Origin of the sequence: Labrenzia sp. PO1, assembly GCF_012273635.1 — a bacterium.
Lineage (GTDB): Bacteria > Pseudomonadota > Alphaproteobacteria > Rhizobiales > Stappiaceae > Roseibium > Roseibium algicola.
On sequence record NZ_JAAXCR010000001.1, the window covers coordinates 1129669 to 1156225 of the forward strand.

At 60.5% G+C, this 26557-nt stretch carries 24 protein-coding genes; 19 read left to right on the forward strand and 5 right to left on the reverse strand.

All coding sequences use genetic code 11. The features are described 5' to 3' along the window. The first annotated feature begins 11 nt into the window (after positions 1-11). Genes hpaD through hpaI form a run of 5 tightly spaced genes read left to right on the forward strand, consistent with a single transcriptional unit; the run spans position 12 to position 4894 of the window. Positions 12-992, forward strand: a complete 981-nt coding sequence (hpaD, locus tag HCG46_RS05280; protein WP_023003263.1) for a 3,4-dihydroxyphenylacetate 2,3-dioxygenase — start codon at positions 12-14, stop codon at positions 990-992. Between the two features lie 29 nt (positions 993-1021). Continuing rightward, positions 1022-2440 carry a pyridoxal-dependent decarboxylase gene (locus HCG46_RS05285; protein WP_168684987.1) on the forward strand — a complete coding sequence of 473 codons (1419 nt, stop codon included), beginning with the start codon at positions 1022-1024 and terminating at the stop codon, positions 2438-2440. Then, a complete protein-coding gene (locus HCG46_RS05290; protein WP_168684989.1) occupies positions 2437-3291 on the forward strand; it encodes a fumarylacetoacetate hydrolase family protein in 855 nt (284 codons plus the stop codon). Before HCG46_RS05285 ends, HCG46_RS05290 begins: the two co-directional genes overlap by 4 nt. Further along, positions 3288-4094 carry a 2-oxo-hept-4-ene-1,7-dioate hydratase gene (gene hpaH / locus HCG46_RS05295; RefSeq protein WP_209009308.1) on the forward strand — a complete coding sequence of 269 codons (807 nt, stop codon included), beginning with the start codon at positions 3288-3290 and terminating at the stop codon, positions 4092-4094. The genes HCG46_RS05290 and hpaH overlap by 4 nt, the downstream gene beginning before the upstream one ends. Before the next feature lie 11 nt (positions 4095-4105). Beyond that, a complete protein-coding gene (gene hpaI / locus HCG46_RS05300; protein ID WP_023003259.1) occupies positions 4106-4894 on the forward strand; it encodes a 4-hydroxy-2-oxoheptanedioate aldolase in 789 nt (262 codons plus the stop codon). Positions 4895-5301: 407 nt separating this feature from the next. Here the strand turns inward: hpaI and HCG46_RS05305 are convergent, their stop codons facing one another. The 3 genes from HCG46_RS05305 to HCG46_RS05315 all read right to left on the reverse strand — a co-directional run bounded on the left by HCG46_RS05305 (position 5302) and on the right by HCG46_RS05315 (position 7769). After that, positions 5302-5964, reverse strand: coding sequence for a L,D-transpeptidase (locus HCG46_RS05305; RefSeq protein ID WP_168684991.1), 663 nt, complete (start codon positions 5962-5964; stop codon positions 5302-5304). A gap of 171 nt (positions 5965-6135) precedes the next feature. Continuing rightward, positions 6136-7074, reverse strand: a complete 939-nt coding sequence (locus tag HCG46_RS05310) for a sugar kinase (RefSeq protein ID WP_168684993.1) — start codon at positions 7072-7074, stop codon at positions 6136-6138. A 2-nt stretch (positions 7075-7076) separates the two neighbouring features. Then, on the reverse strand, positions 7077-7769 hold the full coding sequence (locus HCG46_RS05315; protein WP_023003256.1) for a GntR family transcriptional regulator: 693 nt from the start codon (positions 7767-7769) through the stop codon (positions 7077-7079). Between the two features lie 92 nt (positions 7770-7861). Here HCG46_RS05315 and uxaC point away from each other — a divergent pair, with 92 nt between their 5' ends. The 9 genes from uxaC (at position 7862) to uxuA (ending at position 16773) form a co-directional block, all read left to right on the forward strand. Then, entirely contained in the window at positions 7862-9304 is a 1443-nt protein-coding gene (gene uxaC, locus HCG46_RS05320) for a glucuronate isomerase (protein WP_168684995.1), read from the forward strand. A 23-nt stretch (positions 9305-9327) separates the two neighbouring features. After that, a complete protein-coding gene (locus HCG46_RS05325) occupies positions 9328-10308 on the forward strand; it encodes a TRAP transporter substrate-binding protein (RefSeq protein ID WP_023003254.1) in 981 nt (326 codons plus the stop codon). 152 nt (positions 10309-10460) lie between these two features. After that, positions 10461-10958 (forward strand): TRAP transporter small permease, encoded by a 498-nt coding sequence (locus HCG46_RS05330; protein ID WP_088665314.1) that lies wholly within the window; start codon positions 10461-10463, stop codon positions 10956-10958. Position 10959: 1 nt separating this feature from the next. Beyond that, positions 10960-12240 (forward strand): TRAP transporter large permease, encoded by a 1281-nt coding sequence (locus tag HCG46_RS05335; RefSeq protein WP_055656087.1) that lies wholly within the window; start codon positions 10960-10962, stop codon positions 12238-12240. 10 nt (positions 12241-12250) lie between these two features. Beyond that, positions 12251-12568 (forward strand): cupin domain-containing protein, encoded by a 318-nt coding sequence (locus tag HCG46_RS05340; protein WP_023003251.1) that lies wholly within the window; start codon positions 12251-12253, stop codon positions 12566-12568. A gap of 27 nt (positions 12569-12595) precedes the next feature. Further along, entirely contained in the window at positions 12596-13420 is an 825-nt protein-coding gene (gene kduI, locus HCG46_RS05345) for a 5-dehydro-4-deoxy-D-glucuronate isomerase (RefSeq protein WP_168684997.1), read from the forward strand. Continuing rightward, entirely contained in the window at positions 13417-14145 is a 729-nt protein-coding gene (kduD, locus tag HCG46_RS05350; RefSeq protein ID WP_055656093.1) for a 2-dehydro-3-deoxy-D-gluconate 5-dehydrogenase KduD, read from the forward strand. Before kduI ends, kduD begins: the two co-directional genes overlap by 4 nt. Beyond that, a complete protein-coding gene (locus HCG46_RS05355; RefSeq protein WP_286185199.1) occupies positions 14135-15589 on the forward strand; it encodes a mannitol dehydrogenase family protein in 1455 nt (484 codons plus the stop codon). The genes kduD and HCG46_RS05355 overlap by 11 nt, the downstream gene beginning before the upstream one ends. Further along, entirely contained in the window at positions 15586-16773 is a 1188-nt protein-coding gene (gene uxuA / locus HCG46_RS05360) for a mannonate dehydratase (RefSeq protein WP_168684999.1), read from the forward strand. The genes HCG46_RS05355 and uxuA overlap by 4 nt, the downstream gene beginning before the upstream one ends. Here uxuA and HCG46_RS05365 read toward each other — a convergent pair. Continuing rightward, positions 16770-18398, reverse strand: a complete 1629-nt coding sequence (locus HCG46_RS05365) for a hypothetical protein (protein WP_168685001.1) — start codon at positions 18396-18398, stop codon at positions 16770-16772. The two genes, uxuA and HCG46_RS05365, sit on opposite strands and share 4 nt — an antisense overlap. Positions 18399-18580: 182 nt before the next feature. On the opposite strand from HCG46_RS05365, the gene HCG46_RS05370 reads away from it, so the two are divergent. Further along, complete coding sequence (locus tag HCG46_RS05370; protein WP_055656098.1) at positions 18581-19249, forward strand: OmpA family protein; 669 nt, start codon at positions 18581-18583, stop codon at positions 19247-19249. Positions 19250-19396: 147 nt separating this feature from the next. On the opposite strand, the gene HCG46_RS05375 is transcribed toward HCG46_RS05370, so the two are convergent. Further along, positions 19397-20608 (reverse strand): caspase family protein, encoded by a 1212-nt coding sequence (locus HCG46_RS05375; RefSeq protein ID WP_168685003.1) that lies wholly within the window; start codon positions 20606-20608, stop codon positions 19397-19399. A gap of 280 nt (positions 20609-20888) precedes the next feature. Between HCG46_RS05375 and HCG46_RS05380 the strand changes: the two genes are divergently transcribed. From HCG46_RS05380 to HCG46_RS05395, 4 genes are all read left to right on the forward strand, one after another. Further along, a complete protein-coding gene (locus tag HCG46_RS05380) occupies positions 20889-21875 on the forward strand; it encodes an OmpA family protein (RefSeq protein ID WP_168685005.1) in 987 nt (328 codons plus the stop codon). A 9-nt stretch (positions 21876-21884) separates the two neighbouring features. Beyond that, entirely contained in the window at positions 21885-23489 is a 1605-nt protein-coding gene (locus tag HCG46_RS05385) for a caspase family protein (RefSeq protein ID WP_168685007.1), read from the forward strand. Continuing rightward, positions 23486-24931 (forward strand): caspase family protein, encoded by a 1446-nt coding sequence (locus tag HCG46_RS05390; protein WP_055656105.1) that lies wholly within the window; start codon positions 23486-23488, stop codon positions 24929-24931. Before HCG46_RS05385 ends, HCG46_RS05390 begins: the two co-directional genes overlap by 4 nt. 133 nt (positions 24932-25064) lie before the next feature. After that, positions 25065-26507 (forward strand): SH3 domain-containing protein, encoded by a 1443-nt coding sequence (locus HCG46_RS05395; protein ID WP_168685009.1) that lies wholly within the window; start codon positions 25065-25067, stop codon positions 26505-26507. Positions 26508-26557: the final 50 nt, after the last annotated feature.

A 26557-nucleotide genomic window follows, 5' to 3' on the forward strand; every position in this document is an offset into this window, starting at 1 on the left:
AGGAGCCTTCCATGCCCATTCCGGCCCCCAATCTCTATCCGCCCTTCAACATCATCCGGCTCAGCCATGTGGAACTGGGCGTCACGGATCTGGCCAAGAGCCGGGCCTTCTATGTCGACACGCTCGGGCTTCAGGTCACGGACGAATCCGATGAGGCGATCTATCTGCGCGCCATGGAAGAACGCGGCCACCATTGCCTTGTCCTGCGCAAATCGGCAGATGCCGCTGCCCGTGATCTCGGCTTCAAGGTGTTCGACGAGGAAAACCTCGACAAGGCCGCGCACTTCTTCAAAGGCAAGGGGTTGCCGGTCGACTGGGTCGAGCGGCCCTATCAGTCGCGCACATTCCGGACCCGCGATCCGCACGGCATTCCGCTGGAGTTCTACGCCAAGATGGACCGCCTGCCGCCGATCCATCAGAAATACGCGCTCTACAAGGGCGTGAAGCCGCTCCGCATCGACCACTTCAACTGCTTCTCGCCGGACGTCGATGCTTCCGTTGCCTTCTACAACGAGCTTGGCTTCCGGGTGACCGAATACACGGAAGACGAGGCAACCGGCCGTCTGTGGGCCGCCTGGACCCACCGCAAGGGCGGCGTCCACGACATTGCCTTCACCAACGGCAAGGGCCCGCGCCTCCACCACACCGCGTTCTGGGTGCCGACCCCGCTCAATATCATCGACCTGCTCGACCTGATGGCAACCACTGGCTGGGTATCCAATATCGAGCGCGGCCCGGGCCGACACGGCATTTCCAACGCCTTCTTCCTCTACATTCGAGACCCGGACGGCCACCGGATCGAGATCTACTGTTCGGATTACCAGACGGTCGATCCGGATCTGGAACCGATCAGGTGGGACCTGAAGGATCCGCAGCGGCAGACCCTTTGGGGCGCACCGGCTCCCAAGAGCTGGTTCGAGGAAGGATCCCTGTTCGAAGGAACCGAAGTTCAAGCCCCCAGCCTTGCCGCACAACCGATTGTTGCGCCATAGGTGAAACAGACAATGGTTGGAAGAATGCGATGAACTGGACTGACTTTGCCGGCTGGGGCCGGAGGGTGGCCGACTGGGCCGCAGACTATCACCAGACCCTGCGGCAGCGGCCTGTCCGCGCCCAGGTGAAGCCGGGCGAAATCCTCAACGCCCTCCCCGAGGCACCTCCCGAACTTGCCGAGGAGATGGAGAAGATCTTCGCGGACTTCGAGAAGATCGTGCTGCCGGGCATGACCCATTGGCAGCACCCGCGCTTTTTTGCCTATTTCCCTGCCAATGCGTCTCCACCGTCAATGCTGGCGGAATATCTCGTTACCGCCATGGCGGCGCAGTGCATGCTATGGCAGACCTCTCCGGCGGCAACCGAGATGGAAACCAGGATGATGGACTGGCTGCGCCAGGCCGTCGGTCTGCCCGGGTCCTTTTCCGGAGTGATCCAGGACAGCGCCTCCACCGCAACTCTGGCCGCCGTCCTGACCATGCGCGAGCGCGCCCTTTCGTGGGATGGCAACAAGGCCGGCCTCAGCGGGCAACCGCGCCTTCGGGTCTATTCCTCCAATGAGGTCCACACCTCCATCGACAGGGCAATCTGGATCTCCGGCATCGGCCAGGACAATCTGGTGCGTATCCCCGTTCTGGGCCCACGCCGCTCCATGGATCCGGACGCGCTGCGTGCGGCCATCGAAGCCGATCTTGCGGCAGGTTTCCGGCCGGCCGGCATCATCGCCTGCACCGGTGGCACCGGCGTTGGCGCGTCGGATGATGTTGGAGCGGTCGTCACGGTCGCGAAAGACTTCGGCCTCTATGTGCATCTTGATGCGGCCTGGGCAGGCGCGGCGATGATCGTCCCCGAGTACCGCGAGCTCTGGGAAGGCGTCGACGGCGTCGATTCCATGGTCTTCAACCTGCACAAATGGCTTGGTGCCCAGTTCGATTGTTCCGCCCATTTTGTTCGCGATCCGGAAGACCTTGTGCGTACTTTGGCGATCCGGCCGGAATATCTGAAAACCCACGGCCACGACGGGATCGTCAATTATTCCGAATGGTCCGTTCCACTCGGCCGCCGTTTCCGGGCCTTGAAGCTCTGGTTCCTGATGCGCTCCTACGGTTTGGAAGGCCTGCGAGGGCGTCTGCGCAACCATGTCGACTGGTCGGCTGCTCTGGCCGAGCGATTGCGCGCAGAACCGGATTTTGAAATCACCTCCGAGCCCGTCCTTTCCCTGTTCAGTTTTCGCTTTGCCCCTGAAAGTGCAAGGGACCTCGACACGCTCAACCAGCGCCTCGTCGATACCATCAACGACGATGGCCGGATCTACCTGACCCAGACCCTGCTGGACGGTGCCAAGGTCGTCCGTTTCCAGGTCGGGCAGTTCGACTGCACACAGGAAGACGTCGCCTTTGCCTTCGACGTCATTACCGAAATTGCCAGAAACATGGAGACCGCATGACCCGGCTCGCAACCTACAGCGCTGACGGACAGGAATTTTACGGAGCCGTCACTGATACCGGCATGATTGCCCTGTCGCCGGACTTTCCGCAGTGGCCGACGCTTTACGACGCCATTCGCGCCGGCGGTCTGCAGGACCTTGTCACTGCCGCAAAGGAGAAACCGGTTACGCATTCCGAGTTCACTTATGAAATGGTGCTGCCGAACGCGCCGCGGATCCTGTGTGTTGGCGTCAACTTTCCCGACCGCAATGCGGAGTACAAGGACGGCAGCACCCAACCGAAATACATGTCCTTGTTCCCCCGCTTTGCCAGCGGGTTCACCGGCCACGACCGGCCGCTGATCCGGCCGCCCGAAAACCACACACTCGATTACGAGGGCGAAGTGGCCATCGTCATCGGCAAGACCGGCCGACGCATCAAGGCGGAAGATGCCTATGATCATATCTGCGCCCTGACCCTGTGCAACGAAGGCACCATCCGCGACTGGGTCCGGCACGCGAAATTCAACGTCACCCAGGGCAAGAACTGGGACTGCTCCGGTTCTATCGGTCCCTGGCTCGTGCCTTTCGAAAAGGCGGAGCAACTGGATGAGGCCCGCATTCAGACCCGCGTCAACGGAGAGTTGCGCCAGGACGATTACCTGAAGCGCATGACATTCCCGATCCGTGAGGAAATCGCCTACATCTCGACTTTCATGACACTTCAGCCCGGCGACATCATCGTCACCGGCACACCGACAGGTGCCGGCGCCCGGTTCGACCCTCCCCGCTATCTGAAACCCGGCGACGTGGTCGAGATCGAGGTCGATGGCATAGGCATCTTGCGGAACGGGGTGGAGGACGAAAAATGAGCCTGAACGAAGCAGACATTTCCAAAGCCGCAAATGATCTCCTGAACGCGGAAAAGACGCTCGAGCAGATCGGTCTTCTCACCTTGCGCCATCCGAACCTCGACATGGACGGGGCCTATGCAATCCAGAAAGAACTTGCCAGGGCGAAGCTTGCCGAAGGCCGCAAGATCATCGGCTGGAAGATCGGCCTGACGTCGAAAGCCATGCAGGACGCGCTCAAGATCGACATTCCGGACAGTGGTGTCCTCTTCGACGACATGCTGTTTGAAACCGGAGCCACTGTCCCCAAGGGTCGGTTCATCCAGCCGCGCATCGAAGCGGAAATTGCCTTTGTCATGAAGGCCTCTCTCGGTGGCGCCAGCGTCACGCGCGAGGACGTACTTGCGGCAACGGATCACGTGTGCCCGAGCCTGGAGATTCTCGATACACGCATCCAGCGCGTCGATCCGGAGACGGGACAGGCTCGCAAGATCTTCGACACCATTGCCGATAACGCCGCCAATGCCGGCCTGGTTCTGGGCAACGAAAAGCATGATCCCGGAGCAATCGACCTCCGTTGGGCCGGCGCCATCGTCACCAGGAACGGTGAAGTGGAGGAGACCGGCCTTGGTGCGGGCGTCCTCAACGATCCGGTCGAGAGCGTCGTTTGGCTGGCGCGCCGCATGGCCGATTACGGACAGACAATCGAAGCCGGACAGATTATTCTGTCCGGATCCTTCATCCGGCCGGTGGAATGCCCGTCCGGTTCGAAGGTCCACGCCGACTTCGGCCCGTTCGGGTCTGTATCCTGCTCCTTCGCCTAATAGGGAAAACCATGCCAGCGCCTCAAAACGCCTTCAAAGCCGCCTTGAATTCCGGTCAGCCGCAGATGGGCTGCTGGGTCGGGCTTGCCGATGCCTACACGGCGGAGATTACCGCGAGTGCCGGCTTCGACTGGCTGTTGATCGATTGCGAACACGCGCCCAACGACCTCAGATCCATGATGGCGCAGCTGAAAGTGGTCGAGGCCTCTGGCAGCAAGCCGGTCGTGCGGGTACCCATTGGCGAGACCTGGATGATCAAGCAGTTCCTGGATGCCGGTGCGCAATCGCTGCTGGTCCCGATGGTGGAAAGCAAGGCGCAGGCAGAAGAGCTCGTCAGTGCAGTACGTTATCCGCCGGTCGGTGTGCGCGGCGTTGGATCCGCGCTTGCCCGCGCGTCCGGCTTTTCCGCCATTCCCGACTATCTGACGACTGCCGACGGTGAAATCTGCCTGCTGGTTCAGGTGGAAAACCGCGCCGGCCTGGCAGACCTCGACGGCATCCTGTCGGTCGACGGCGTTGATGGTGTCTTCATCGGGCCCTCGGATCTGGCCGCCGATATGGGCCACCTCGGTGACCCGATGCATCCTGAAGTCGTTGCCGCGATCCTCGACGCCATGAAACGCATCAAGGCTGCCGGCAAGGCACCGGGTATCCTGACCACCAATCTGGATTTCGCCCGCACCTGTCTGGAGCTCGGCGCAACCTTCGTTGCCACGTCGATCGACGTCACCCTCTATGCCGCGGCCATCCGCGGTGCAGCCCGGCAGGCAAAGGAGTTACTTGGGTCGGTCGAAGGGTGACACTTGCGGGCGCTACCTCCCCGTCGGGTCCCGTCCATATGCTAAGCGAGGCGGGGCCGGAAAACTGGTAACTCCGGAACAAGGTGCCCATCCTTCGAGACGGGCCGGTTGGCCCTCCTCAGGATGAGGCTGTAGGGCTGTGGATTGAAATGTCCTTGGTCGGCTGGATAACAGACTGTCTGCCTGCACAGTATCCAGATCACGACGCCAGACAGATCACGCTATCGGACTGACCAACCCGGAAAGCTGCTTTACCCAAACTGCCCCCACCCACCCCCCTCATCCTGAGGAAGCGCGAAGCGCTGTCTCGAAGGATGGGCCGCGCGAACGAAAAGGAGCCGCCAGTCCATCTGAGGGGACCTGGCGGCTCTTCAAACATGAGGCCGTAGTGGGAACGTGCCGAAAACCTAGCCCAGCACAACCACCTTGGCGCCGACATTGACGCGGTTGTAGAGATCGATGATGTCCTGATGCCACATGCGGATACAGCCGCTGGAAGCATTGGTTCCGATGCTGGAGGGCTGGTTGGTGCTGTGGATGCGGTAGAGCGTATCCTTGTTGCCTTGCCACAGATAAAGCCCGCGTGCGCCGATCGGATTGCTCGGACCGCCGTCCTGCCCGTCACGATATTTTTCCAGTTTCGGATCCCGTTCGATCATCTCGTCCGGCGGAAACCATTTCGGCCACTCCCGCTTGAAGCGGATTTCCGCTTCACCGTTCCAGGCAAAGCCGGCGCGACCGACACCGATGCCATAGCGGATGGCACGACCACCGGGCTGGATCAGGTAGAGATACTTGCTGCCGGGATCGACAACGATTGTGCCGGATGGATATTTGCTCGGATAGAACACCACCTGGCGCAGATATTTCGGGTCGAACTTCTGATACTGGATCGCCGGTATCGAAAACCCGCCATCGGTTCTGGCGGCATAGGCCGTCGCATAATCCGGTGTCCCGTCGGCCAGCGGGGTCAATCCCGCCTGCACGGTTGAACTCTGCTGGCTCTGGCAGGCTGCCAGCAGCAGGGGTAATGCAGCAACAAATGTGCGTCGGCTCATCGTGGAAGCCATATTCGCGTCCTTTCAGCGGCGTGCTCGAACCGTCAAACTTGCAATAATACGGTTCTGACCGGATCAGAAAATTCTAAAGACACATCACGCGATCCAGGAGCGAAAGCAACATATTTATGGTAAACAGTTGATTAAAATTGGGGCTTTTCTGCCGTTAGGTTACACAAACAATCAGGCGCTCAACCTGTTGCGGCAGGCAATCAGGTCCATTCTTGTGACAGGCACCAGCGCTCCACGGCTGCCGATCACATGCGCGGCAAGGGCACAGCCCGCACGAACAGCCTCACGCGTTCTTGCCCGTTCCATGTATTCGACCAGGAACGCCGCATTGAAACTGTCGCCTGCTGCCGTCGTATCGACGACCGTGCTTGCCGGTTCCGGCTGATACTGAAAACTGTCGCCATCGGCCCCGCGCACAAGGATCGGCCCCGCCCCGTTCTTGACCACGACCAGCCGCGCCCCATTGGCGAGATAGCGCGCCGCGGTCGCCGCTTCGTCGGTATCCTTGAAATGGCAGGCTTCATCTTCAAACGACGGCAGCACGATGCCGGCGACGCTGGCCGCCTTCATCGTCCAGCGGCACATTTCGTCACAGGCCGGCCACAGGCGCGGCCGCAGGTTCGGGTCGAAGACGATTTCCGCGCCGCGCCCGGCAGCCGCCTGCAGGGCGGCTAGCAGCCGGTCCCGGGCTGCTTCGGCAAGAATGGCCACGGTGATACCGGAAAAATAGAGCAGGTCTCCTTCCCCGGCTGTCTCCAGTGCTGTGAGATCGTCGGCAAGATGCCGGGCCGCGGACTGCGAGCGCCAGTACTGAAAGCTTCGTTCGCCTTCCCTGAGGAAGATCATGTACATGCCCGGCGCAGCACCTGGCACCCTGGCCATCAGCGGCCTGATTCCTGCAGCTTCGATAAAGTCCGTCAGTTGTCCGGAAAGTGCGTCATCCCCGACAGCACTCAGGTACCCGACATCCAGCTTTTCGGTGTCCGTCAGTTGGCGCGCGTACCAGGCCGTGTTGAACGTATCGCCGGCAAAGCCGACGGCGTAGGTTCCTGACGGTGTCGGTGAAAACTCGACCATGCATTCGCCGATGGCGAGAAACCGCATCGGCATACTCATTCCTCGAAATGGTTCAGGTTCTCGGCGCGGATGCGGCCGAGAATGGTGGCAATCCGGCCCAGGTGTTCGGTCAGCATGGATTCGGCCAGTTTGCCGTCCCGCCTGCGAATGGCCGACATGATACGGAAATGGTCGTCCAGTGCGACTTGCGCGCCGGACGCCAGCGACAGGAACCGCACCCGGTCCATATGCGCTTTCTGCTCGCGGATCAGCGCCCAGACATAGTCGTGGCCCGAGATTTCACAGATCCTCCGGTGAAACGTATCGTCAAGCGTGTGAAACAACTGGCGTTCATTCGCATCCACCGCCGCCTGCTGCTGTGCAAGCAGCTCGTCCAGATCGTCGATCTGTGCGTCCGTGATGACTTCGATGGCGGCTCGCATGCAGGCAACTTCCAGCGCCGTCCGCACGAATTTGGCCTTCAGCACCGCAACTTCCGAGATCTTGGAGATAACCGTTGCCCGTTGGGGCCGGATCAAAAGGAACCCGAGTTGCGACAGCCGGTAGAAGGCATCGCGCACGGGTTGGCGAGACACGCCGAAGGCCTTGGCCACTTCCGCTTCCGACATGCGCGTGCCCGGCGCCAGGTCCAGTGACAGGATCTGCTGGTGCAATTCCTCGAACACCGTATCTGCGACGGTCGGGATCTTGATCGGCTCGAGCACCTTGAGGGCGCTACTTTCTGACATCAGCGTTGTCTCCGTTGACTCGTCTACTCAACTAGCATATCAGTTTACTAGTAGCAACATTAGCCTGCCCAAAGGCGCCACGGGAGAAACGAATGTCACTGGAAAGAGCGGATGCACCGGATATTTCGGAACAGGGCCTTGACCCGCACCGCCTGTTTCCCGCCGATGCGACCTCGCGCAAGATCGCGACGGAGCTTTATGCCACCGTCAAGGATCTGCCGATCGTCAGCCCGCACGGGCACACGGATCCGCGCTGGTATGCCGAAAACGAAGCTTTCCCTGATCCGGCGCAACTGTTCATCGTTCCCGATCACTACGTCTTCCGCATGCTGTTCTCGCAAGGGATCGACCTCAGCCAACTGGGTGTACCGCGCATCGACGGCGGCTTGAGCGAGACCGACAGTCGCAAGATCTGGCGCACCTTTGCCGAAAACTTCCATCTTTTCCGGGCCACACCTTCACGCATGTGGCTGGAGCATTCCTTCCAGGAAGTCTTCGGCTGGACCAAACGGATCTCCGCCAAAACCGCGGATGAAGCCTACGACCACATTGCCGATTGCCTGAGCCGCCCGGAATTCCGGCCGCGTGCGCTGTTCGAGCGCTTCAACATCGAGGTGATCGCAACCACGGAATCACCGCTGGACGACCTGAAATGGCACCGACAGATCCGGGACAGCGGCTGGAAAGGGCGGGTCGTCACGGCTTATCGCCCCGATGCGGTTGTCGACCCGGAGTTCGAGGGATTTAGCGCCAACGTCGAAAAATTCGGCGAGCTCGCCGGTGAAGACACCACCAGCTGGCAGGGTTACCTCAATGCCCACCGGGTGCGCCGGGCCTATTTCAAGTCCTTCGGTGCAACGTCGTCCGATCATGGTCACGCCACCGCGCGCACCGAGAACCTGCCGGCTGCGGATGCTGAAGCCCTGTTCCAAAAGGCCCTGAAAGGCAATTGCTCACCAGTGGAAGCCGACGCATTCCGCGGCCATATGCTGACGGAAATGGCACGAATGAGCCTCGAGGACGGGCTGGTTCTGCAGATTCATCCGGGCAGCTACCGCAATCATTCGTCCGGTATCATGGCAGCCCATGGCCGGGACAAGGGTTTCGACATCCCAACCCACACCGGCTACGTCAAGGCGCTCAAGCCGCTGCTGGACGCGGTCGGTCTGGAAAAGGACCTTTCGATCATTCTCTTCACGCTGGACGAAACGGCCTATTCTCGTGAACTGGCCCCGCTTGCCGGCGTCTATCCGACGCTCAAGCTCGGTCCGGCCTGGTGGTTCTACGACAGCCCGGAAGGCATGCGCCGCTACCGGGAACTGACCACGGAAACCGCGGGTTTCTACAACACAGTCGGTTTCAACGACGACACCCGCGCCTTCTGCTCGATTCCGGCCCGCCACGATGTGGCCCGCCGTGTCGATTGCGCTTACCTCGCATCGCTCGTGACATCCGGGAGGCTGGACGAGGACGAGGCATATGAGGTCGCTCACGACCTCACTTACAGGCTTGCCAAGCAGGCCTATCGGCTCTGACGAGCCAATTTCGGGAGGAGACTATGAAAGTATTGAAGACCCTTGCGGCATCGCTTCTGGCTACCGCCGCGCTCACATCCGCATCGCTTGCATGCGAAGTGACACTGAAATCGTCCGACACCCATCCGGACGGCTATCCGACTGTGGAGGCCGTCAAGCAGATGGGCAAGCTGCTGGAAGAGCGCACTGACGGCCGCATCTGTGTCGAAGTGTTCCATTCCGCGCAGCTTGGCGAGGAAAAGGACACCATCGAACAGACCAAGTTCGGCGTCATCGACCTGAACCGCGTTTCCATGGGCCCGTTCAACAACCTGGTCGAGGAAACCAAGGTTGTCTCGCTGCCTTACATCTTCAAGGGCGTCGATCACATGCACACAGTGATGGACGGTCCGATTGGTGACGAGATCCTGGCGGCGTTCGAACCGCACGGCTATGTCGGCCTTGCCTTTTACGACGGCGGGTCGCGCAGCTTCTACAACAAGGTCAAACCGATCAAATCGATTGAAGATCTTGAAGGCATGAAGGTTCGCGTCATGCAGTCCGACATCTTCGTCGACATGATGTCGGCGCTCGGTGCCAACGCGACGCCGATGCCCTATGGCGAAGTCTATTCGTCCATCCAGACCGGCGTTATCGACGGTGCGGAAAACAACTGGCCGTCCTACGAATCTTCCGGTCACTTCGAAGTTGCCGGCTACTACACTCTGGACGAACACCTGATCGTGCCGGAAGTGCTGGTGATGTCGAAGAAGTCCTGGGACAATCTGTCTCCGGAAGACCAGGCAGCCGTCCGCCAGGCCGCAAAGGACTCGGTCCCCTTCATGCGCGAACAGTGGCAGGCCCGCGAAAAGGCGTCTGAAGAAAAAGTCCGCGCTGCCGGTGTCGAAGTCGTCACGGAAATCGACAAGGAGCCGTTCATGGCAGCCATGGACAGCGTCTACGAGAAGCACGTGACCTCCGAAAATCTGAAGGATCTCGTCGCCCGCATCCGCGCGACCGACTGATCTTCGCAAGCCCGCAGCCGGCAAAGCTGTTTCGCGGTCCATCGACCGCGGAACGGCCCGGCTGGCTGCTGGCCGTTTTTCAGGATCCGCCTTGACCCGGTTCCCTGCTTCAGGATCTCGACGTGCAGCCTCATCTCAAGTTCACCGCGCAGATGTTGCGCCATGTCTCCACGGCAGCGCTCTGGCTTGCCGGAGGCGGCCTCATTCTCATGACCGTGTTCATCACGGCGCAGGTCTTCATGCGCTACGTCATGAACGACAGTCTCGTCTGGTCGGAACCTGCTTCCGTCATCCTGATGGGCTGGTTCATCTTCCTGGGCGCCGCCGTCGGCATCCGTGAAGGTTACCATCTCAGTTTTGACGTCCTGCTCTACTTTCTGCCGCAGGGAGCCAAACTGGTGCTTTACAGCATCTCCGATGCCGTGGTCGCCGCCTTTGGCGCGGGCATGGCCTGGTACGGCGCGGAACTGGCGCTGTCGGCCTGGGATGTAAAACTGCCGTCGCTCGGCGTTTCAGGCGCGGTTGATTTCCTGCCGCTCGTTGGCGGCGGTTGCCTGGTTTTTCTCTTTTCCATCGAACGCCTGATGCGTCGCGCAGCCGGTCTGCCGACCGCACGCTTCGGCGAAGATCCCATCGAAGAGGCTGCTTGATATGGAACCCGTTATCCTCTTCGGCACATTCACGGTCCTGCTCCTGATCGGCACACCCGTTGCCTTCTGCCTGGGCGCAGCGTCGCTGGCCACCGTGCTCTACATGGGCCTGCCGCCCGTCGTCGTCTTCCAGCGTCTGAACTCGGGTGTCTCCGTTTTCGCACTGATGGCGATCCCCTTCTTCATTTTTGCCGGCGAACTGATGGTGCGCGGCGACATTGCCCGAAGGCTGGTGGCGCTCGCCGGGGCCGTGGTCGGGCATATGCGAGGCGGTCTCGGTCAGGTAAACATCACCGCCTCCGTACTCTTCGGCGGCATCTCCGGCTCCGCCGCGGCGGATGCAACCGCCATCGGCGGCCTGATGATCCCGCAGATGAAGGAAAAGGGCTATTCGGTCGAATACGGTGTCAATGTCACCGTGGTCTCCTCGATCATTGCGCTGATGCTGCCGCCCTCGCACAACATGATCATCTATTCGATCTCGGCTGGCGGGCGTCTTTCCATCGCCGACCTGTTCACAGCGGGCATCCTGCCGGGCCTCTTGCTCGCAGTTTCCCTGATGGTCACAGCCTGGTTCGTTGCCCGCCGTGCCGGTTATCCGACGGAACGCTTTCCCGGCCTGTCGGCTCTTGGTGCGATGTTCATCAACGCCATTCCGGGTCTGCTGTTGATCGGCATCATCTTCGGCGGCGTGCGCTCCGGTGTGTTCACGGCTTCCGAAAGCTCCTGCATCGCGGCCGTCTACGCACTGCTGGTGACCACGCTTGCCTACCGCACCATGCACTGGCCGGAATTCGTCGCCGCGACGAAAGCCGCGGTGCGCACCACCGCCATGGTTCTGCTGGTCATAGGCTGTGCGGCTTCCTTCGGCTGGCTGCTGGCCTTCCTGCGCATTCCCGCGGAACTTGTGGCATTCATGAAGGGCATTTCCGAGAACCCGCTGATCATCCTGCTGATGATCAACATCGTGCTGCTCTTCCTCGGCACCTTCATGGACATGTCGCCGCTGATCGTCATCACCACGCCGATCTTCCTGCCGGTTGCCACCGCTTTCGGGGTCGACCCGGTCCATTTCGGTGTGATCCTGGTGCTCAACCTCGGGATCGGCCTGTGCACGCCGCCGGTCGGCACAGTGCTCTTTGTCGGCTGCGCCGTTGGCCGGATATCGGTCTGGGATGCGATCAGGACGATCTGGCCCTTCTATGGTGCCGCCATCTTCACATTGCTCCTGGTGACCTACATCCCGTCCCTGTCGCTGTGGCTGCCATCCCTGTTCCATTGAGGCAAAACCAATGTTCGTGAAAACCTTTCCCGAAGTGACCGCCGACCCGGGCATCCGCCGGCAGGTGCTCTCCGACAGTCCCGACCTGATGGTCGTCGCCTTCCGCTTCCAGCAGGAAGGCGCGGAAGGCAAGCTGCACAATCATCCACACGTACAGTCGACCTATGTCGAAAGCGGCCGTTTCCGCTTCACCATCGACGGCGAGAGCTTCGACGTCAGTCCCGGCGACAGCTTCGTCATCCCCTCCAACGCCCTGCACGGGTGCGTGTGCCTGGAACCGGGGACACTGGTCGACACCTTCACGCCGCGCCGCGACGACTTTCTTTGAACATCGCCTGCACCCAAGGACTTTGCCATGCTGACCGTTGAAACCCGCTACGCCATCGACCCGGACACCGCCAAGACTCTCGACACCACGGGTCTTCGCAAACATTTCCACGCCGCCGGCCTTTTCCAGGATGGCAAGATCAACCTGATCTACACCCATTACGACCGGCTGATCCTGGGCGGCGCTGTCCCCGGAACTGGCGAACTCGTTCTGGATGAAGTGAAGGAAGCCGGCACCCCGTCCCTTCTCGATCGCCGCGAACTCGGCATTCTCAATATCGGCGAGGCCGGCACCGTAAAGGCGGCTGGCGAGACCTATCAGGTCGGCAAGGGAGATGTGCTCTACATCGGCATGGGCTCCGGACCCGTCACCTTCTCCGGCCCGGGCCGCTTCTACATCCTGTCGGCGCCCGCGCACCGGGCCTGCCCAAGCAGGCTGATCACCGTCAAGGACGCGCGCCGGGTGGAACTCGGCTCGGCGGAAACCTCCAACGAGCGCGTCATCCTGCAATTCCTGCATCCGGAAGTCGCCGAAAGCTGCCAGTTGCTTATGGGCTACACCCAGTTTGCGCCCGGCTCGGTCTGGAACACCATGCCGGCCCATGTCCATGACCGGCGCATGGAAGCCTATCTCTATTTCGAGCTTGGCCCGGACCAGCGTGTGTTCCACTTCATGGGCAAGCCGGACGAGACCCGGCACCTGGTGATGGCCAACGAGGACGCCGTCGTCTCTCCGCCCTGGTCTATTCATTGCGGCGCCGGCACGGGGGCCTACACGTTCTGCTGGGCCATGGCCGGCGATAATGTCGACTTCACCGACATGGACATGGTCGCCATGGGAGACCTGCGATGAGCCCGTTTTCCCTGGAAGGCAAACGCGCCCTGGTGACAGGCGCCAACACCGGCATCGGCCAGGCCATTGCCATCGCCATGAGCAAGGCAGGCGCCGAAGTTCTGTGCGCGGCCCGGCGCGACTGCGACGAAACGCTGGCCCAGATAACCAGGGGCCGCCATGTGCACCTCGATCTGTCCGACCCGATGGCTGCGATGCCACTGTTCGAGGCGGAACAGATCGACATCCTGGTCAACAATGCGGGCATCATCCGCCGCGGCACGGCGGACAGCTTCAGCGAAGCCGACTGGGACGACGTGATGGACGTCAACCTGAAGTCCGTCTTCTTCACCTGCCAGGCCTTCGGCAACGCTGCCTTCAACGCCGGCCGGACCGGGGCAATCGTCAACATTGCCTCGCTGCTGTCCTTCCAGGGCGGTATCAAGGTCGCGTCCTACACCGCGGCCAAACACGGCGTTGCCGGCATCACCAAACTGCTGGCGAACGAATGGGCGGCGCGGGGCATCAATGTCAACGCCATTGCACCGGGTTACATCGCCACCAACAACACCGAAGCCCTGCGTGACGACCCGGAGCGCAGCCGGCAGATCCTGGAACGCATTCCGGCCGGCCGCTGGGGTGAAGCCAGCGACATTGGAGAAGCCGCGGTCTTTCTCGCTTCACCGGCTGCAAAATACATTCACGGCGCTGTCCTCAATGTGGATGGAGGCTGGCTTGCACGCTGACTTGCCGCGCCTTTCCAGAACAACACCGGCGGCAAAAGCCGGCATCGTTCATCTGGGGCTCGGAGCATTTTTCCGGGCCTTTGGAGCGATCTACATAGAAGAAGCCATGAAGGCCTCTGGCGGCACCGGACAGAACAACTGGGGCATTATCGGCGTCAGCCTGCAAAGCCCGCGCATGCATGACCAGCTGGCTCCGCAGGACTTTGTCTACACAGCGCAGGAACTTGGCCCGGAAGGCGAAACCCTTCGCCAGGTAGAGATCATCCGGGATGTGCTGGTCGCACGGGAAAACCCGGAAGCCGTGCTGGCCGCGATGGCGGATCCGGACGTCAGGATTGTTACCCTGACCGTGACGGAAAAGGGGTATTGCCACGACCCGGCAACCGGCAGACTGAATGCCGATCACCCGGACATCACACACGACCTGAAAGCCGCGCTGCCTGTCTCCGCTCCGGGTTACCTCGTGCGGGCGCTTGCAAGGCGGAAGGCCGCAGGCCTGCCACCCTTCACAGTGCTCACCTGTGACAACCTGCCGGACAATGGCCGTCTGGTCCGCCGGATTGTCCTGGATCTTGCAGGGAAGCTCGATCCGGAACTGGCCGCGTGGATCGAAACCGAAGGCCGTTTCCCGGCAACCATGGTCGACCGCATCGTGCCTGCCACAAAACCCGAGGATATAGACGCCCTGGCCCGCAAGACCGGCCGCTACGATGCAGCCCCTGTGCTGCATGAGCCGTTCCGGCAGTGGGTGGTGGAAGACGACTTTGTCCCGGCTTACGGCGCCGATGCCAGGCCGGACCTAGGTGCCGTAGGTGTCGAGCTTGTTGAGAGCGTAACCGCGTTCGAGCACATGAAGTTGCGTATGCTCAACGGCACGCATTCCTCGCTGGCTTACCTCGGCTATCTCGCCGGGCACGAGACGATTGCCGAAACCGTTGCAGATCCGCTGTTCGCCCGTTTCGTGAAAAACCTGTGGCGCCAGGAAATCATTCCGTCCTTCGAGGCTCCGCCGGGTGTTGATCTGGAAGCCTACGCGGATGCGCTTTTCGAACGCTATGCAAATCCCGGCATCCGGCACCGCACCTGGCAGATCGCCATGGACGGCAGCCAGAAACTGCCTCAGCGCATTCTCGGCACCGTGCGCGACAACCTGACGAACGGTCGAAACTGCCCTGGCCTTTGCCTCGCGATTGCCGCCTGGATGATCTATGTCGGCGGCACCGATCTTAAAGGCAAGCCGATTGACGTGCGCGATCCGCTGAGCGATCGCCTCAAGTCTCTTGTCGGAGAAAGCGATGGCGACGCCGGCAAGGTGGCAGCGCTTCTGGGTGTCACCGAAGTCTTCGAACCCGACCTCGCCGCTGCCATTCTGGCGCCCGTCACCGCCGCCTATGCTGCCTTGAAGGCTGACGGTGTCGGCAAATCAATCGGAACCCTGTCATGATCGAAGGTTGGCGCTGGTATGGCGGCTATGACCGCATCTCGCTTTCTGAAATCGCCCAGACCGGTGCTGTCAGCATCGTCACGGCACTGCACGAAATTCCCTACGGCCAGATCTGGCCTCGCGAAACAATCGCGAACACCAGGACCCGGCTCCACGCTGCCGGTTTCGACTGGACCGTGGTGGAAAGCCTGCCGGTTCACGAAGCCATCAAGCGCGGGGAAGGCGATCTTTCGGAACTCTTCGCCAACTACCGGCAATCGATGGCAAACCTGGCCGCTGAAGGCATAAAGGTCATCTGCTACAACTTCATGCCGTTGCTCGACTGGACCCGGACGGACCTGGCCGCGCCCGTGGCACGTGGCGGTACCTGCCTGCGGTTTTCCGCTGCCAGGATGGCGGCCTTCGAAATCTACATGGTCAAGCGACCCAAGGCGGAAGACGATTATTGCGAACAGGTTCTGGTCGAGGCAAAACGCTGGTTCGATGCCGCAAAACAGCCGGACCTCGACCGCTTGACCCAGGCCATCATGGCGGGTCTGCCCGGGGCCTATGATCGTTACGACCCCAACGGCCTGCGTGAGGCACTGGTTCCCTATCAGGGACTCGACCGGGCGGCTCTCAGACAAAACCACAAGCGCTTCCTGGAGGAAGTGGTCCCGGCGGCAGAAGAGCTTGGCCTGAAACTGGCGGTGCATCCGGATGACCCGCCCCGGGACCTGCTCGGTCTTCCGCGGATCGTCTCGGATGCGGACGACATCGACTGGATCCTGTCGGCAGTGGACAGCCCGTCCAATGGCCTGACGCTGTGCTCGGGCTCTCTTGGCGCCAACCCGAAGAACGATGTCCCTGCAATTGCGGAACGCTTTGCCGACAAGATCCATTTCGCCCATCTGCGCAATGTCGCGAAAGATCCGGATGGCTCGTTCGAGGAAGCAGCGCATCTTGGCGGCGACACCGACATGCCTGCATTGCTCGGCGTTCTTCTTGGCGAAGAAGCCAGACGGCGATACGAGGGCCGGAAAGATGCCGAAATCGTCTTCCGGCCAGATCATGGCCACGAGCTGCTGAGCGATGCCGACCGCGGTGCGCACCCGGGCTATCCCCTGATCGGGCGAATGCGCGGACTGGCGGAACTGCGCGGCGTGATCGCAGGTTTGACGGCTCGCCGCGCTGTCCAGGCCTAGCCGTTACACAGGACGTGCCCGCGGACTTCGTCTTCGGGCACGCCCAGCGCCTTCAGAAGAGACGGATCGATAACGGTTTCGGAGCGGTTCAGCAGATCCTTATTGGCCCGCCCGATTGCCTTGCGCGTGTTCGGGCCGAGCGACCCGTCCGGAGTGCCCACGTCAATACCGCTGTTGTTGAGACCGGCCTGCACCAGCCGCACAAGACCGGCATCATATTCATCGACCTGACCGCAGAACTCCCGAGGCACCTCGGCAAAGGCAAGGCTTGCCGGAATGCGTTTGAAAGATGTCTCGAACGTTCCCATGTTTTCGGCGAACAGCTCGACAAAATAGAGCAGCGCCACCCGGTGATTGTACTCCTTCAGCGCCAGACCAACCTCGGTGTTGTCGATCCCTGCGGCAATGTTCATCAAGGCCGACGCATCCCGGTCGCGAAACTCCGAAAGCTTGCCGTTGGCTTCCAGCTCGAACAGCGCCACTTGCCCGAAGTCGCCGAGCAGACATTTCGAACTGCCATCGCAGACGTAGGACCGCCAGCTGTCGCCATTCGGGCTCTTCACGCCCAGACAGATAAAATTCTGCCCGGTAACATAGGTCAGGAAAGTGCGTTCGTTCGATTGCAGATTGGCCAGCAGGTCCTGCGACACGGTGTTGAAGCGTCCTTGATACAGGCTGGAACAATAGGACAGCATCTGGCTGCGGCTGAGATTTGACAGATCCTGTGGACGTCCAACGACGAAGATCCCTTCGGCAGCCATTTCCGCCAGGGACAAGTGATACATGGACCCGGGTTTCGTGCCGTACATATTGCGCATGAAGCCGATGCCGATACCTGTGCTGAGGAAATAGTCCGTAACCTCGTTGACGCCCCGATTGATCAGCTGAACGACCTGCCCGACCTGCTCCGCGCTGTAGTTGCCCTCAGGAAGCTGGATATAAGGCTGATGAATGCCGAGACGGGCGGTTTCATGAGCAAAACGGCGAGGAAAGAAGAACCCCTCGTATCGCGTGTAGCCCGCCAGAAAGACCAGGGAACAGGCGGACTCGCAGACGGCATTTTCCGGCAGCAGCGTGATGAAGTTCTGCTCCGCGATGTATTTGCCGATTTCCAGCGCCTCGCGCAGGTTGCCGCCCGGGCTGTTGAGCGAAATCACGTTGTTATAGGGGCAGTAGCCGGGCCTCAGGCAGTCCGAAAAGCCGGTGCGTTCCACAAGAGCCTTCAGGTGATCGAGGTCCCCCTTCTGGATCTGTCCCTCGATGGATATGACCTTGCCCGTCTTTAGCCCACCCCAGGCCGGCACGATATGCAGTGTCTCATAGGTATGCGCGCCATCGCCTGCGATGCCGTTTTCGAAATAAGGCAGTGATCCGTCCTTGACGGCACTCTTCGATGTAAAGCCGTCTTCAAGGCCCTTGGCGTGACCGACGGCTTCTGCGCTCACCGTCCCAAGGTCCAGAAGTTGGTAGCCGGCGGCTGATGCAGGATTGCTGTCGAGAAGACGCATTTCCGCAGCATGGGCCACCGAAAAGGCAGGAATACATACAGTCACCGACGCAAGCGTCTGTATTACACTTCGGGCAAAGCCTTTTCCCGCCACCGCCGCTACAGCGTTTCGCAACATGATCAGCCCCTCATTCAACCCGGTTGTCTGCAATTTGATTTTGTAAGGCCGCAAATGTGGCAGGGATGATGGGACAGCGTCAAATACCCAACTGACGCAGTGGCCACTTTCATTTTTTGCCAGCCGTATGGTAGAAACGGATCAATCCGTGAAACGACCACGTAACGGTTCGGGATATTGCCATGAAGCCTTTTGCATTTCTTTTGATTTTTATTTCCCTGGCTCTGCCTGCCGCGGCGCAAAGCACTATCACGCTTGAGGATTTCGATCTTGGCGGCGACACCAAACCCGCAACTTCCGCCTCGCGTGACGCCAGTGCCCCGGCGGAGACCGACATGGAAAAATGCCTGCTTGATCAGGCCGCCTGCAGCAACTCGGAATTCAAGTCAAACACCGCCCTGTCGATGGACGATGTAGTGAACCTCAAGCTTGTCGATCGAGAAGGTGCTGCCTCCACCCCGCCACCAGTCGGCGGCTCTTCGGAAACTGCGTCATCGGCTCCACTGCCGACGATCGACATGGAAATCCTGTTCGACTACAACTCGGCATCGCTGCGTCCGGACCAGGCCGCGAAGATTACCGAACTCTCGCGCATTCTGAGCCAGGACAAGTTCAAGAACTATCGCTTCCTGCTGCTTGGCCATACGGATGCAAAGGGCAGCGCACAGTACAATCTTGCCCTCTCGCAGCAACGCGCCCAGACGGTAGCAGGTTTCGTTGCAGCCTGGGGTGGGCTTTCAGAGCAGCGTGTTCTGGCAAGCGGAATGGGCGCCTCCAGGCTGAAGGACCAGAGCGATCCCTACGGCGAACAGAACCGCCGCGTCCAGCTGGTCCTGCTGCCGGTCAACTGATCCTCACAAGAGGACCTGCCTACACAGTCGCCTCCCCGACGTCCTCCCGGCCAATCGAAGCGCGGGCTGGGATCGGGGATGCACAGACCTTTCGGTCTCAGAGCGCGGGCGCATCTTCGTTGAAAGCGCCCCGCCTCTTCTCCTGCGTCAGTTGATCTTGAACTCGGCAAAATGATAGGCGACCCGTTCCGGGTCGGACCCGATGGTTCCGGACATCTCGTTTTGCGCGAGCTGTCCGTTGATCCGCCTGAGCACTTCCTTCTTCTGCTGATCGGAAAGAGCGGGTCCCATTGAGCAGAAGAAGCCGATGCGGTTCGCCCCCTTCTCGTCCGCTTCTTCCACGACCAGCCCATAGCGCGAGCCGGGCGAGATTTCGTACCGGATTTTGCCGCCGCCGAGTTCAACCGTCTTGAAGTACGAAGTCGGGATCGGCGTCACCCGGTTTGACGGTGTTATGTTAAAGAAATCCGGTGCGCACTGCTGCGGCACATCCGCCAGAACCGAGACTTCCTCGCCGGCACTGACCGAACCGGGATAGACCGCCAGCAGGGTCTGCTGATCATCTGTCTCCGGAGCGGCTGCGTTGGTGCGCTTGAAATAGAATTCCGTCTGCATCTGAGACAGCTGCTGCGGCCGCTGCTCGCCGTCGGTCTCGGCCATCACGTCACGCGTCACCCGCTTCATCAAGACGGAGACTTCCGCATCCGGTGTGGCGACGTGGCGGGCCAGCGCCTTGGCAAAAGGCGAGTTCTGTCCGGCACCATCCTTTGCAACGGAATTCGGCAAGGTGGCAAAAGTGACCAGCATGTCGCCAACGGTGCGGATAGGGGCAAGCCCGCGGGTGATCCCGGCGGACCGCCCGTCGGAGGAGGACTGCGACAACAGATGTTCGGCAAAGGGGTTGTTGCGGCAGGCGTCAAGGAACAGGAGACTGATCGGCACCTCTTCCATCACCTCCATGAACGAACGCAGACTGACCGTTTCCCGTTCGATCGAGGTCGCAGATTTCAGTTGCGCATCCACGGGGATCAGAAAATTCTCACCATCCTTCTGAATGCCATGGCCTGCGAAATAGAGCACCGCCACATCCAGGTCCGGAGCACGATCGGCAAGATCGTCCAGGACCTTGCCAAGACCGTCCTCATCAAGGTCGAAATGAACCGAAACTTCGAATCCGACCGCTTCCAGCGACTTGGCGACAAGATCCGCATCCCGTCCCGGGTTTCCGAGCCGGCCGATCTTCTCGTAGGACGAATTACCGATAACAAGCGCAAAGCGGTTTTCCTCTGCCTGCGCCAGACCGACGGCCATCAGAAAAAGACAGCAGAACCCCGTCAGAAGCTTGACACATCTCGACATTTGACCGCCCGGCACCACTGCAACCTCATCCTTAGAAATCATCAATTTGAAATACCTCATGACGCCCTGACAATTGACTCAAGCGACCCTGCGTGATGTTGTCTTGCGAACAGATTGAAACGCAATAAGGAACGGAGAAGCAACCGGGATTTTACACCGGTGCGTCAGTTGCAACGTCTGCGAGCCCGGAAACAACCGGCCCTCAACCCTTCGCTGCAAAAACCCGCCAGACCGACCTATTTTATAATTTATCATGCAAGAGTTGGAGAGACTTTCCAGCATGCCGCTTATCCGAACTGTTTTACCCGCCCGCCTTATGCACCTGGCGGGCCTTGCCGTCTCCACCGTCATCGCCCTGCCCCTCCTGACCACTGACGCTTCCGCACAACTCGTTTCATGCGAGAGCATTCAGAAGGACTGGCTTGCGATGCCGCTGAGCGCCGGTCACGAAGACCGCGTCAGGATCTACGACCAGGCCTTCAATGACAGCGATTGCGACGGCATGGTGGTGGAAGGCTTCGGCAAGGAAATCATCGATGCCCGGCTCGACGTCATCGCGCCGTTTCAGGATCTTGAAGGCTATACCGGCAACCTTGAAACCCTGAAACAGGACCTGGCCGACCTTCAGGAATTCGGCAGCCACTGGCGTATTTCCTATCTGCTCGGAGAAATTCTGCGCAAGCAGCAGCAAACCCTGCCCGCGTTCCGCGTCTATCAGGAAGCCCTTGGCCTGGTAGACGACACCGAGCTGACCCCTGCGGAACCGGCACATGCCATGATCGCCCGGCTGCGCGACCGCCTGGATGAACTGGCGGTGGTTGTGGCCCAGATTTCAGAGGAACCGGGAGACATCAAGATCCCGGTCACCCGCAGCGGACAGTCGATCTCGCAATACAGCTTTTCCACGCGCGGCTACAAACGCAAGAAGACCCTGGTTCCGATCCAGTTCGTCTACGATCAGGATGTCATGACCAAAGCCGGCAGGACCAGCTTTGAAGACGTGCAGGAAGCTTTGGAAAAGCAGGGCTCCCCGGACATCCAGGTCGTCGGCCATACCGATCCGGTCGGCTCTGATGCCTACAACGTGCAACTGTCCATGAAGCGTGCCGAGGCCGTACGTAGCGCCTTGCTGGCAGCCGGATACTCCGGCTCCATCGAGGTGCTTGGCATGGGTGAAAGCCAGCCTTTCCAGTTCGACGATCCATCCCTCTACACCGAGGACGTGCGCAATCAGGCGCACCGGCGTGTTGAATTCGTCCGGAAATAGGCGGCCCGCATGACCAGATCCATTCTGCCGGCCTCCGCCGCTTTCCTGAAAAAGCGGGTGCCGGGATTTGCCTCTGCCCTCGTGCTTGCAGCGGGCCTTGCCGCGCCGCTTCCCGCATTTGCCGGCAATCTCTACGGCCTCGTCATCGGCATTGACGACTATCAGCACATCACTGACCTCAAGGGCGCCGTCAATGACGCGAGAGATGTTGCCGGAACACTGGAAAAGCTGGAGGCCAGCAAGGTCATCCTGCTGACCGATGCCGACGCCACTCGGGACAACGTCTTTGCCTCGTGGCGGGAGCTGACGGAGCTTGCCGGCCCGGGGGATACGCTGGTGTTTCATTATGCCGGTCACGGTGCCCGGCAGGAAGCGATCCTTCCCGGGCACGAAGAACTCGACAACATGTTCCTGCTGGCGGGCTTCGACGAAACCGGCCCGGGTGTCAACGAGCGCATAATCGACAACGAGGTCGGCCATCTGCTGGCCGAAGAAAAGGAAGCAACCGTCGTCTTCGTCGCCGACAGCTGTTTTGCAGGCGATATGGCCCGGGCAGCCGATTTCCGCGCAGAAGTAAATGTGCGCGTTGCCGATGTTCGGGTCGACAAATCCTCTGACAGGATCGCCGACCGGGTGAGGCAACTTGGCGAAGTTGAGGAAGATGCACTTCAAAATGTCATCTGGCTTTATGCCCAGGACCGCAACAAGGTCACCCAGGAAGTGCGGATCGGCGAAGAGCTGCGCGGTGCGCTCTCCTATGCCTTTTCCCGCGCTCTTGAGGGTGAAGCGGACGGTGACAGCAACAGCGTATTGAACACGGCCGAACTGAAGCGTTACGTCAACAGCTCGGTCAAGCGCCATACCGAACGGCGGCAACGGCCGGAAGTCAATGCCGGATCCAGGGACCTGGAAATCCTGCTGCATGATGCTGCCGGCACGCCTGCCCCGAGCGCCGGACTACCGGAACTGACGCTCTACGCCGCCCCCGGCGAGACAATTCCAGCCCTGTCAGGCATCCGCAAGGTCGACAGCAAGGCAGAGGCCGATCTGATTTACGACGGTGATGGCTCTTCACTGGTCTACAAGACCGGTGACGTGATCGCCTCGTTTCCCGCCCCGCCTTCCGCCGAGGCCCTGCAGGCGACCGTCGACAAATGGCGCTTCCTTGCCTTCCTGATCGGCTTTGCCGAAACTGAAGGTCCGGAACTGGACCTTTCCGACGGCAGCCGGACCTATGTCGAAGGTGAGCAGGTGACATTCTCGATCCGCTCGTCCGGCAACGAAAATGTGGTCCTGTTCAACCTCGCTTCAAACGGGGCAGTTCAACTGGTCGGGCCCGTTCGCAGAGGCAAGCGCGGTCTGGCTGCAGGCAAACTCCGGCCTGGCCGGACTGACAGCTTCCGATCCGCGGTGATCCCGCCTTTCGGCGCCGACCATCTCATCGCCATCACCACGCCGTCCCCCATGCCCGATCTCGTGGATGCGGTTCAGGACGCACAACAAAACAACGATCTCGCCGCCCTGGCCAAGGAAATCGGCCACACGCTCGACGGCCAGTCCTTCGGCCTGGACTGGGTCGGGCTTTATACGCGCGCAAAGGGAGACCTTCAGTGAAAACCGGATACCTCAAGGCATTCGCGGCAACCATGTGCCTGTGCCTGTCCGCCGGCACGGTTCATGCCGCGCAAAAGGCATTGCTGATCGGCGCCGGCGTCTACCCCTATCTGGAACCGGACGCGCAGCTTTCAGGCCCTGCAAACGACGTGCGCCAGATGGCGGATTTCCTCAAGGGCGACTGGGGCTTTGCATCCTCCGATGTCCGCATCCTGGTGGAAGAAGGCGCGGCCAAGAACAACATTCTGGGTTCCATCACCGGTTGGCTCGCCAGTGAAACGCGCCCGGGTGACCGCGTCATCATTTATTATTCCGGTCACGGCTCCCAGGTTCCCGATCGCAACGGCGACGAAGAGGACGGCCTAGATGAAACCTTCGTCCCGACCGATTACGGGCGCAGGGGTGCAAGGGCCGAGGATATGCTCACCGACGACGAGATTGCCTCCGCGCTGTCCACGCTGAAGGGCCGCGAAGTGATCCTGATCGCCGATTCCTGTCATTCAGGTACGGTCAACCGCGATGTCGTGCCGGATCTTGTTTCCAAGGGTCTTGATGCGAAAGCGCGTTACCTGCCGTTCTCGGGCGTTTCCAGGTCCCTGCCGGTGGTGCGTGACGAAGAGCCTCTGGCACGCGAAACCAATGTGCATCTGACCCTGTCCGCTGCCCTGCCACACCAGCTTGCCTGGGAAACCAACGGCTCGGGCATCTTTACCCAGAACCTGATCCGGGGTCTGCGCACGCGCGAGGCCGACCTCAACGGCAATGGCCGTGTCACCACCGCGGAACTTCTGAACTATCTGCGTCCGCGCACCGAGCAATGGTGCCAGCGCGTGGAGGATTGCCGTGATCTGCAGTTCACGCCGAACATGTCACCGCGCAACGAAGCCTTCATTCTGCAACCGGCTTCGGCCGAAGGCCCCGTCCAGACGGTAACCGGAAATACCGCCGACGATGTTTCCGACGTGCTTCCGGAACAATCCTCTCAGGAAATCAAGGTCTCCATCCTGCCCGGCTCCGTACACCAGATCGGTGACGAGGTGCAATTCCAGCTCACCAGCGCGGTCGATGGCTACCTGACCCTTTTCGACCTGACCGTCGAAGACGATCTGGTGCTTCTGTTCCCGACCGATGAGGATCGCTCCGCCGGCAAGACCGGTCGCATCCGTGCCAACTCCGCGCTCACGGTTCCCGACCCGTCCTACGGATTCAGCTTCGAGGCAGAGGCACCGGCGGGCAAGGGCAAGCTGCTGGCGATCGTGACCGAGGATCCGGTGGATCTGGAAAACCTTCTTGCTGCCAACGGTGAATTCGAGCCGATCGGTGACAAGATCGATTTCATGAAGGAACTTTCCGGCCGCCTCAACAAGGTCTGGACCGCGGACAACGCCAATCGCAGCGCCCGTTGGGCGGCCGGTTATCAGGATTATGAAATCCGGCAGTAATACCTTGGAGGCTGGCACATGCAGGCCTCCAACTTCACTTTCAGGCATCGCAAACGAGCACTTTCCCGGACCTCGTTTGGTCAAAATCATCGAGGCGGCCGGCGCCCGCTTCACTCAGCAGTCGACGGTACCCATGTTGCTCAAATCCATCGTTTTCTGTCTTTCGCTGGTTTTCTCGGTTTCGCAGCTTTCTGCCGCCGAGATTACACAGCGTCCCGATCTCGCACCGCGATTGGCACAATTGAAGCCGTTGTATCCGGGCAAAGGGTCTGCCGGCAGCGTGGTCAATGAACTGCAGGGAACGATATTCCTGGTTTCCGGTGTCATCGAAAAAGGCGATCTGGAAAAGCTGAAGGCTGCTCTCGACGGCATCTGGGGCAAATTTATCGTCTTCGACAGCCCCGGCGGCAGCTTTCTGGAAGGCATCCGCATCGGCCAGTATCTGCAATACAACGTCGGCTCGCAGGACCCGGATCTCAACGGTGTCTTCGTTCTCAACGGTAACGAGTGCCTGTCCGCCTGCGCTCTCGCCTTCACCCTGGCAGCTACCCCGCGCAACGCTGTTTATGGTGGCGATATCCGCTTTCTGGAAGCTGGCGCGGCACTCGGATACCACATGGCATTCCTGCCAGAGGAGAAGGCCAACCAGCTTGTGGCCGTCAAGGAAGCCATGAACCTGGCCTATGAAGTGACGCAGACCTACGTCAAGCTGATCAAGGGCGGCATTGCCCCGTCCATCTTGTTGCAGGAAGCCCTGTCCCACCGCACTGCCGACAGCTTCTTTTATCTGGCTGGCGGCATTCGGTCCTATGCGATGGGCCTGACGCCGGTTTCTGCCGGCACGATTGCCGACCCGATCAACAAGAGTGCCCTTTACATGGACACGGTTGGCGCCATGTGCACCCAGCTTTTCCAAGCCGACAATTCAATCAGGAAATCTGAAGTCGAATATGAATTCGGCGCAATTGACGGATCTGGCCCGAACCCGCAGGAAACCAAGCTGGAAGATCTGATCCAAGAGTTGGGGTCACGCCGTATCGCCGCCAGCCATAACGGCGTTGCTTATTGCACCGTAGAACTTTCCGAAGACGGCACCGTCGGCATGCGCATCACCTCCGGTTCGCTACCCTGTGCGAAGGGCGGGTATGACGCCCCCACATGGTGCGCAATGCCGGGGCCTTTCGACGATACCCTGCCGAAAGTGACCAACGCGCTGCTTGCCGACGCAGCCAGTTGCCACGGCGGCACGCTGACGACCGAATACGCCTACTGGACGAGCGACGTCATCGACTATGACATCGGCGAGGAAACACCGACAGCTCTGACGGACTGGAATTCGTGGGAGCGCACCATCGCGCGGGACGTCAACGTTCGCCAGAACCCTTCTCTCGACGCGGCGGCCGTTGGCCGGGTGCAGACCGGCGACAAGGTCAAGATTTCCGATTGCCGTATCGTCTCGGGGCCGCAAGGTGTCTGGTATCAACTGTCCACCGGCGGCTGGATCAGTGCCCGCTTCGTTTCCGAATTCGACCAGTTCACCCGTCCGGCAACAGAAGAAACCATGATAGGCCGATAAGGGCCTTGAACCCGTCAGCTCCTGTCAGGCAAGGCCTCTTCCTGCTTTGC

What these genes read in the sequence shown, in the direction of transcription:
- hpaD (WP_023003263.1), top strand. Translation starts at nt 12, where the DNA reads ATGCCCATTCCGGCCCCCAATCTCTATCCGCCCTTCAACATCATCCGG.
- HCG46_RS05285 (WP_168684987.1), top strand. Translation starts at nt 1,022, where the DNA reads ATGAACTGGACTGACTTTGCCGGCTGGGGCCGGAGGGTGGCCGACTGG.
- HCG46_RS05290 (WP_168684989.1), top strand. Translation starts at nt 2,437, where the DNA reads ATGACCCGGCTCGCAACCTACAGCGCTGACGGACAGGAATTTTACGGA.
- hpaH (WP_209009308.1), top strand. Translation starts at nt 3,288, where the DNA reads ATGAGCCTGAACGAAGCAGACATTTCCAAAGCCGCAAATGATCTCCTG.
- hpaI (WP_023003259.1), top strand. Translation starts at nt 4,106, where the DNA reads ATGCCAGCGCCTCAAAACGCCTTCAAAGCCGCCTTGAATTCCGGTCAG.
- HCG46_RS05305 (WP_168684991.1), bottom strand. Translation starts at nt 5,964, where the DNA reads ATGGCTTCCACGATGAGCCGACGCACATTTGTTGCTGCATTACCCCTG.
- HCG46_RS05310 (WP_168684993.1), bottom strand. Translation starts at nt 7,074, where the DNA reads ATGCCGATGCGGTTTCTCGCCATCGGCGAATGCATGGTCGAGTTTTCA.
- HCG46_RS05315 (WP_023003256.1), bottom strand. Translation starts at nt 7,769, where the DNA reads ATGTCAGAAAGTAGCGCCCTCAAGGTGCTCGAGCCGATCAAGATCCCG.
- uxaC (WP_168684995.1), top strand. Translation starts at nt 7,862, where the DNA reads ATGTCACTGGAAAGAGCGGATGCACCGGATATTTCGGAACAGGGCCTT.
- HCG46_RS05325 (WP_023003254.1), top strand. Translation starts at nt 9,328, where the DNA reads ATGAAAGTATTGAAGACCCTTGCGGCATCGCTTCTGGCTACCGCCGCG.
- HCG46_RS05330 (WP_088665314.1), top strand. Translation starts at nt 10,461, where the DNA reads ATGTTGCGCCATGTCTCCACGGCAGCGCTCTGGCTTGCCGGAGGCGGC.
- HCG46_RS05335 (WP_055656087.1), top strand. Translation starts at nt 10,960, where the DNA reads ATGGAACCCGTTATCCTCTTCGGCACATTCACGGTCCTGCTCCTGATC.
- HCG46_RS05340 (WP_023003251.1), top strand. Translation starts at nt 12,251, where the DNA reads ATGTTCGTGAAAACCTTTCCCGAAGTGACCGCCGACCCGGGCATCCGC.
- kduI (WP_168684997.1), top strand. Translation starts at nt 12,596, where the DNA reads ATGCTGACCGTTGAAACCCGCTACGCCATCGACCCGGACACCGCCAAG.
- kduD (WP_055656093.1), top strand. Translation starts at nt 13,417, where the DNA reads ATGAGCCCGTTTTCCCTGGAAGGCAAACGCGCCCTGGTGACAGGCGCC.
- uxuA (WP_168684999.1), top strand. Translation starts at nt 15,586, where the DNA reads ATGATCGAAGGTTGGCGCTGGTATGGCGGCTATGACCGCATCTCGCTT.
- HCG46_RS05365 (WP_168685001.1), bottom strand. Translation starts at nt 18,398, where the DNA reads ATGTTGCGAAACGCTGTAGCGGCGGTGGCGGGAAAAGGCTTTGCCCGA.
- HCG46_RS05370 (WP_055656098.1), top strand. Translation starts at nt 18,581, where the DNA reads ATGAAGCCTTTTGCATTTCTTTTGATTTTTATTTCCCTGGCTCTGCCT.
- HCG46_RS05375 (WP_168685003.1), bottom strand. Translation starts at nt 20,608, where the DNA reads ATGTCGAGATGTGTCAAGCTTCTGACGGGGTTCTGCTGTCTTTTTCTG.
- HCG46_RS05380 (WP_168685005.1), top strand. Translation starts at nt 20,889, where the DNA reads ATGCCGCTTATCCGAACTGTTTTACCCGCCCGCCTTATGCACCTGGCG.
- HCG46_RS05385 (WP_168685007.1), top strand. Translation starts at nt 21,885, where the DNA reads ATGACCAGATCCATTCTGCCGGCCTCCGCCGCTTTCCTGAAAAAGCGG.
- HCG46_RS05395 (WP_168685009.1), top strand. Translation starts at nt 25,065, where the DNA reads ATGTTGCTCAAATCCATCGTTTTCTGTCTTTCGCTGGTTTTCTCGGTT.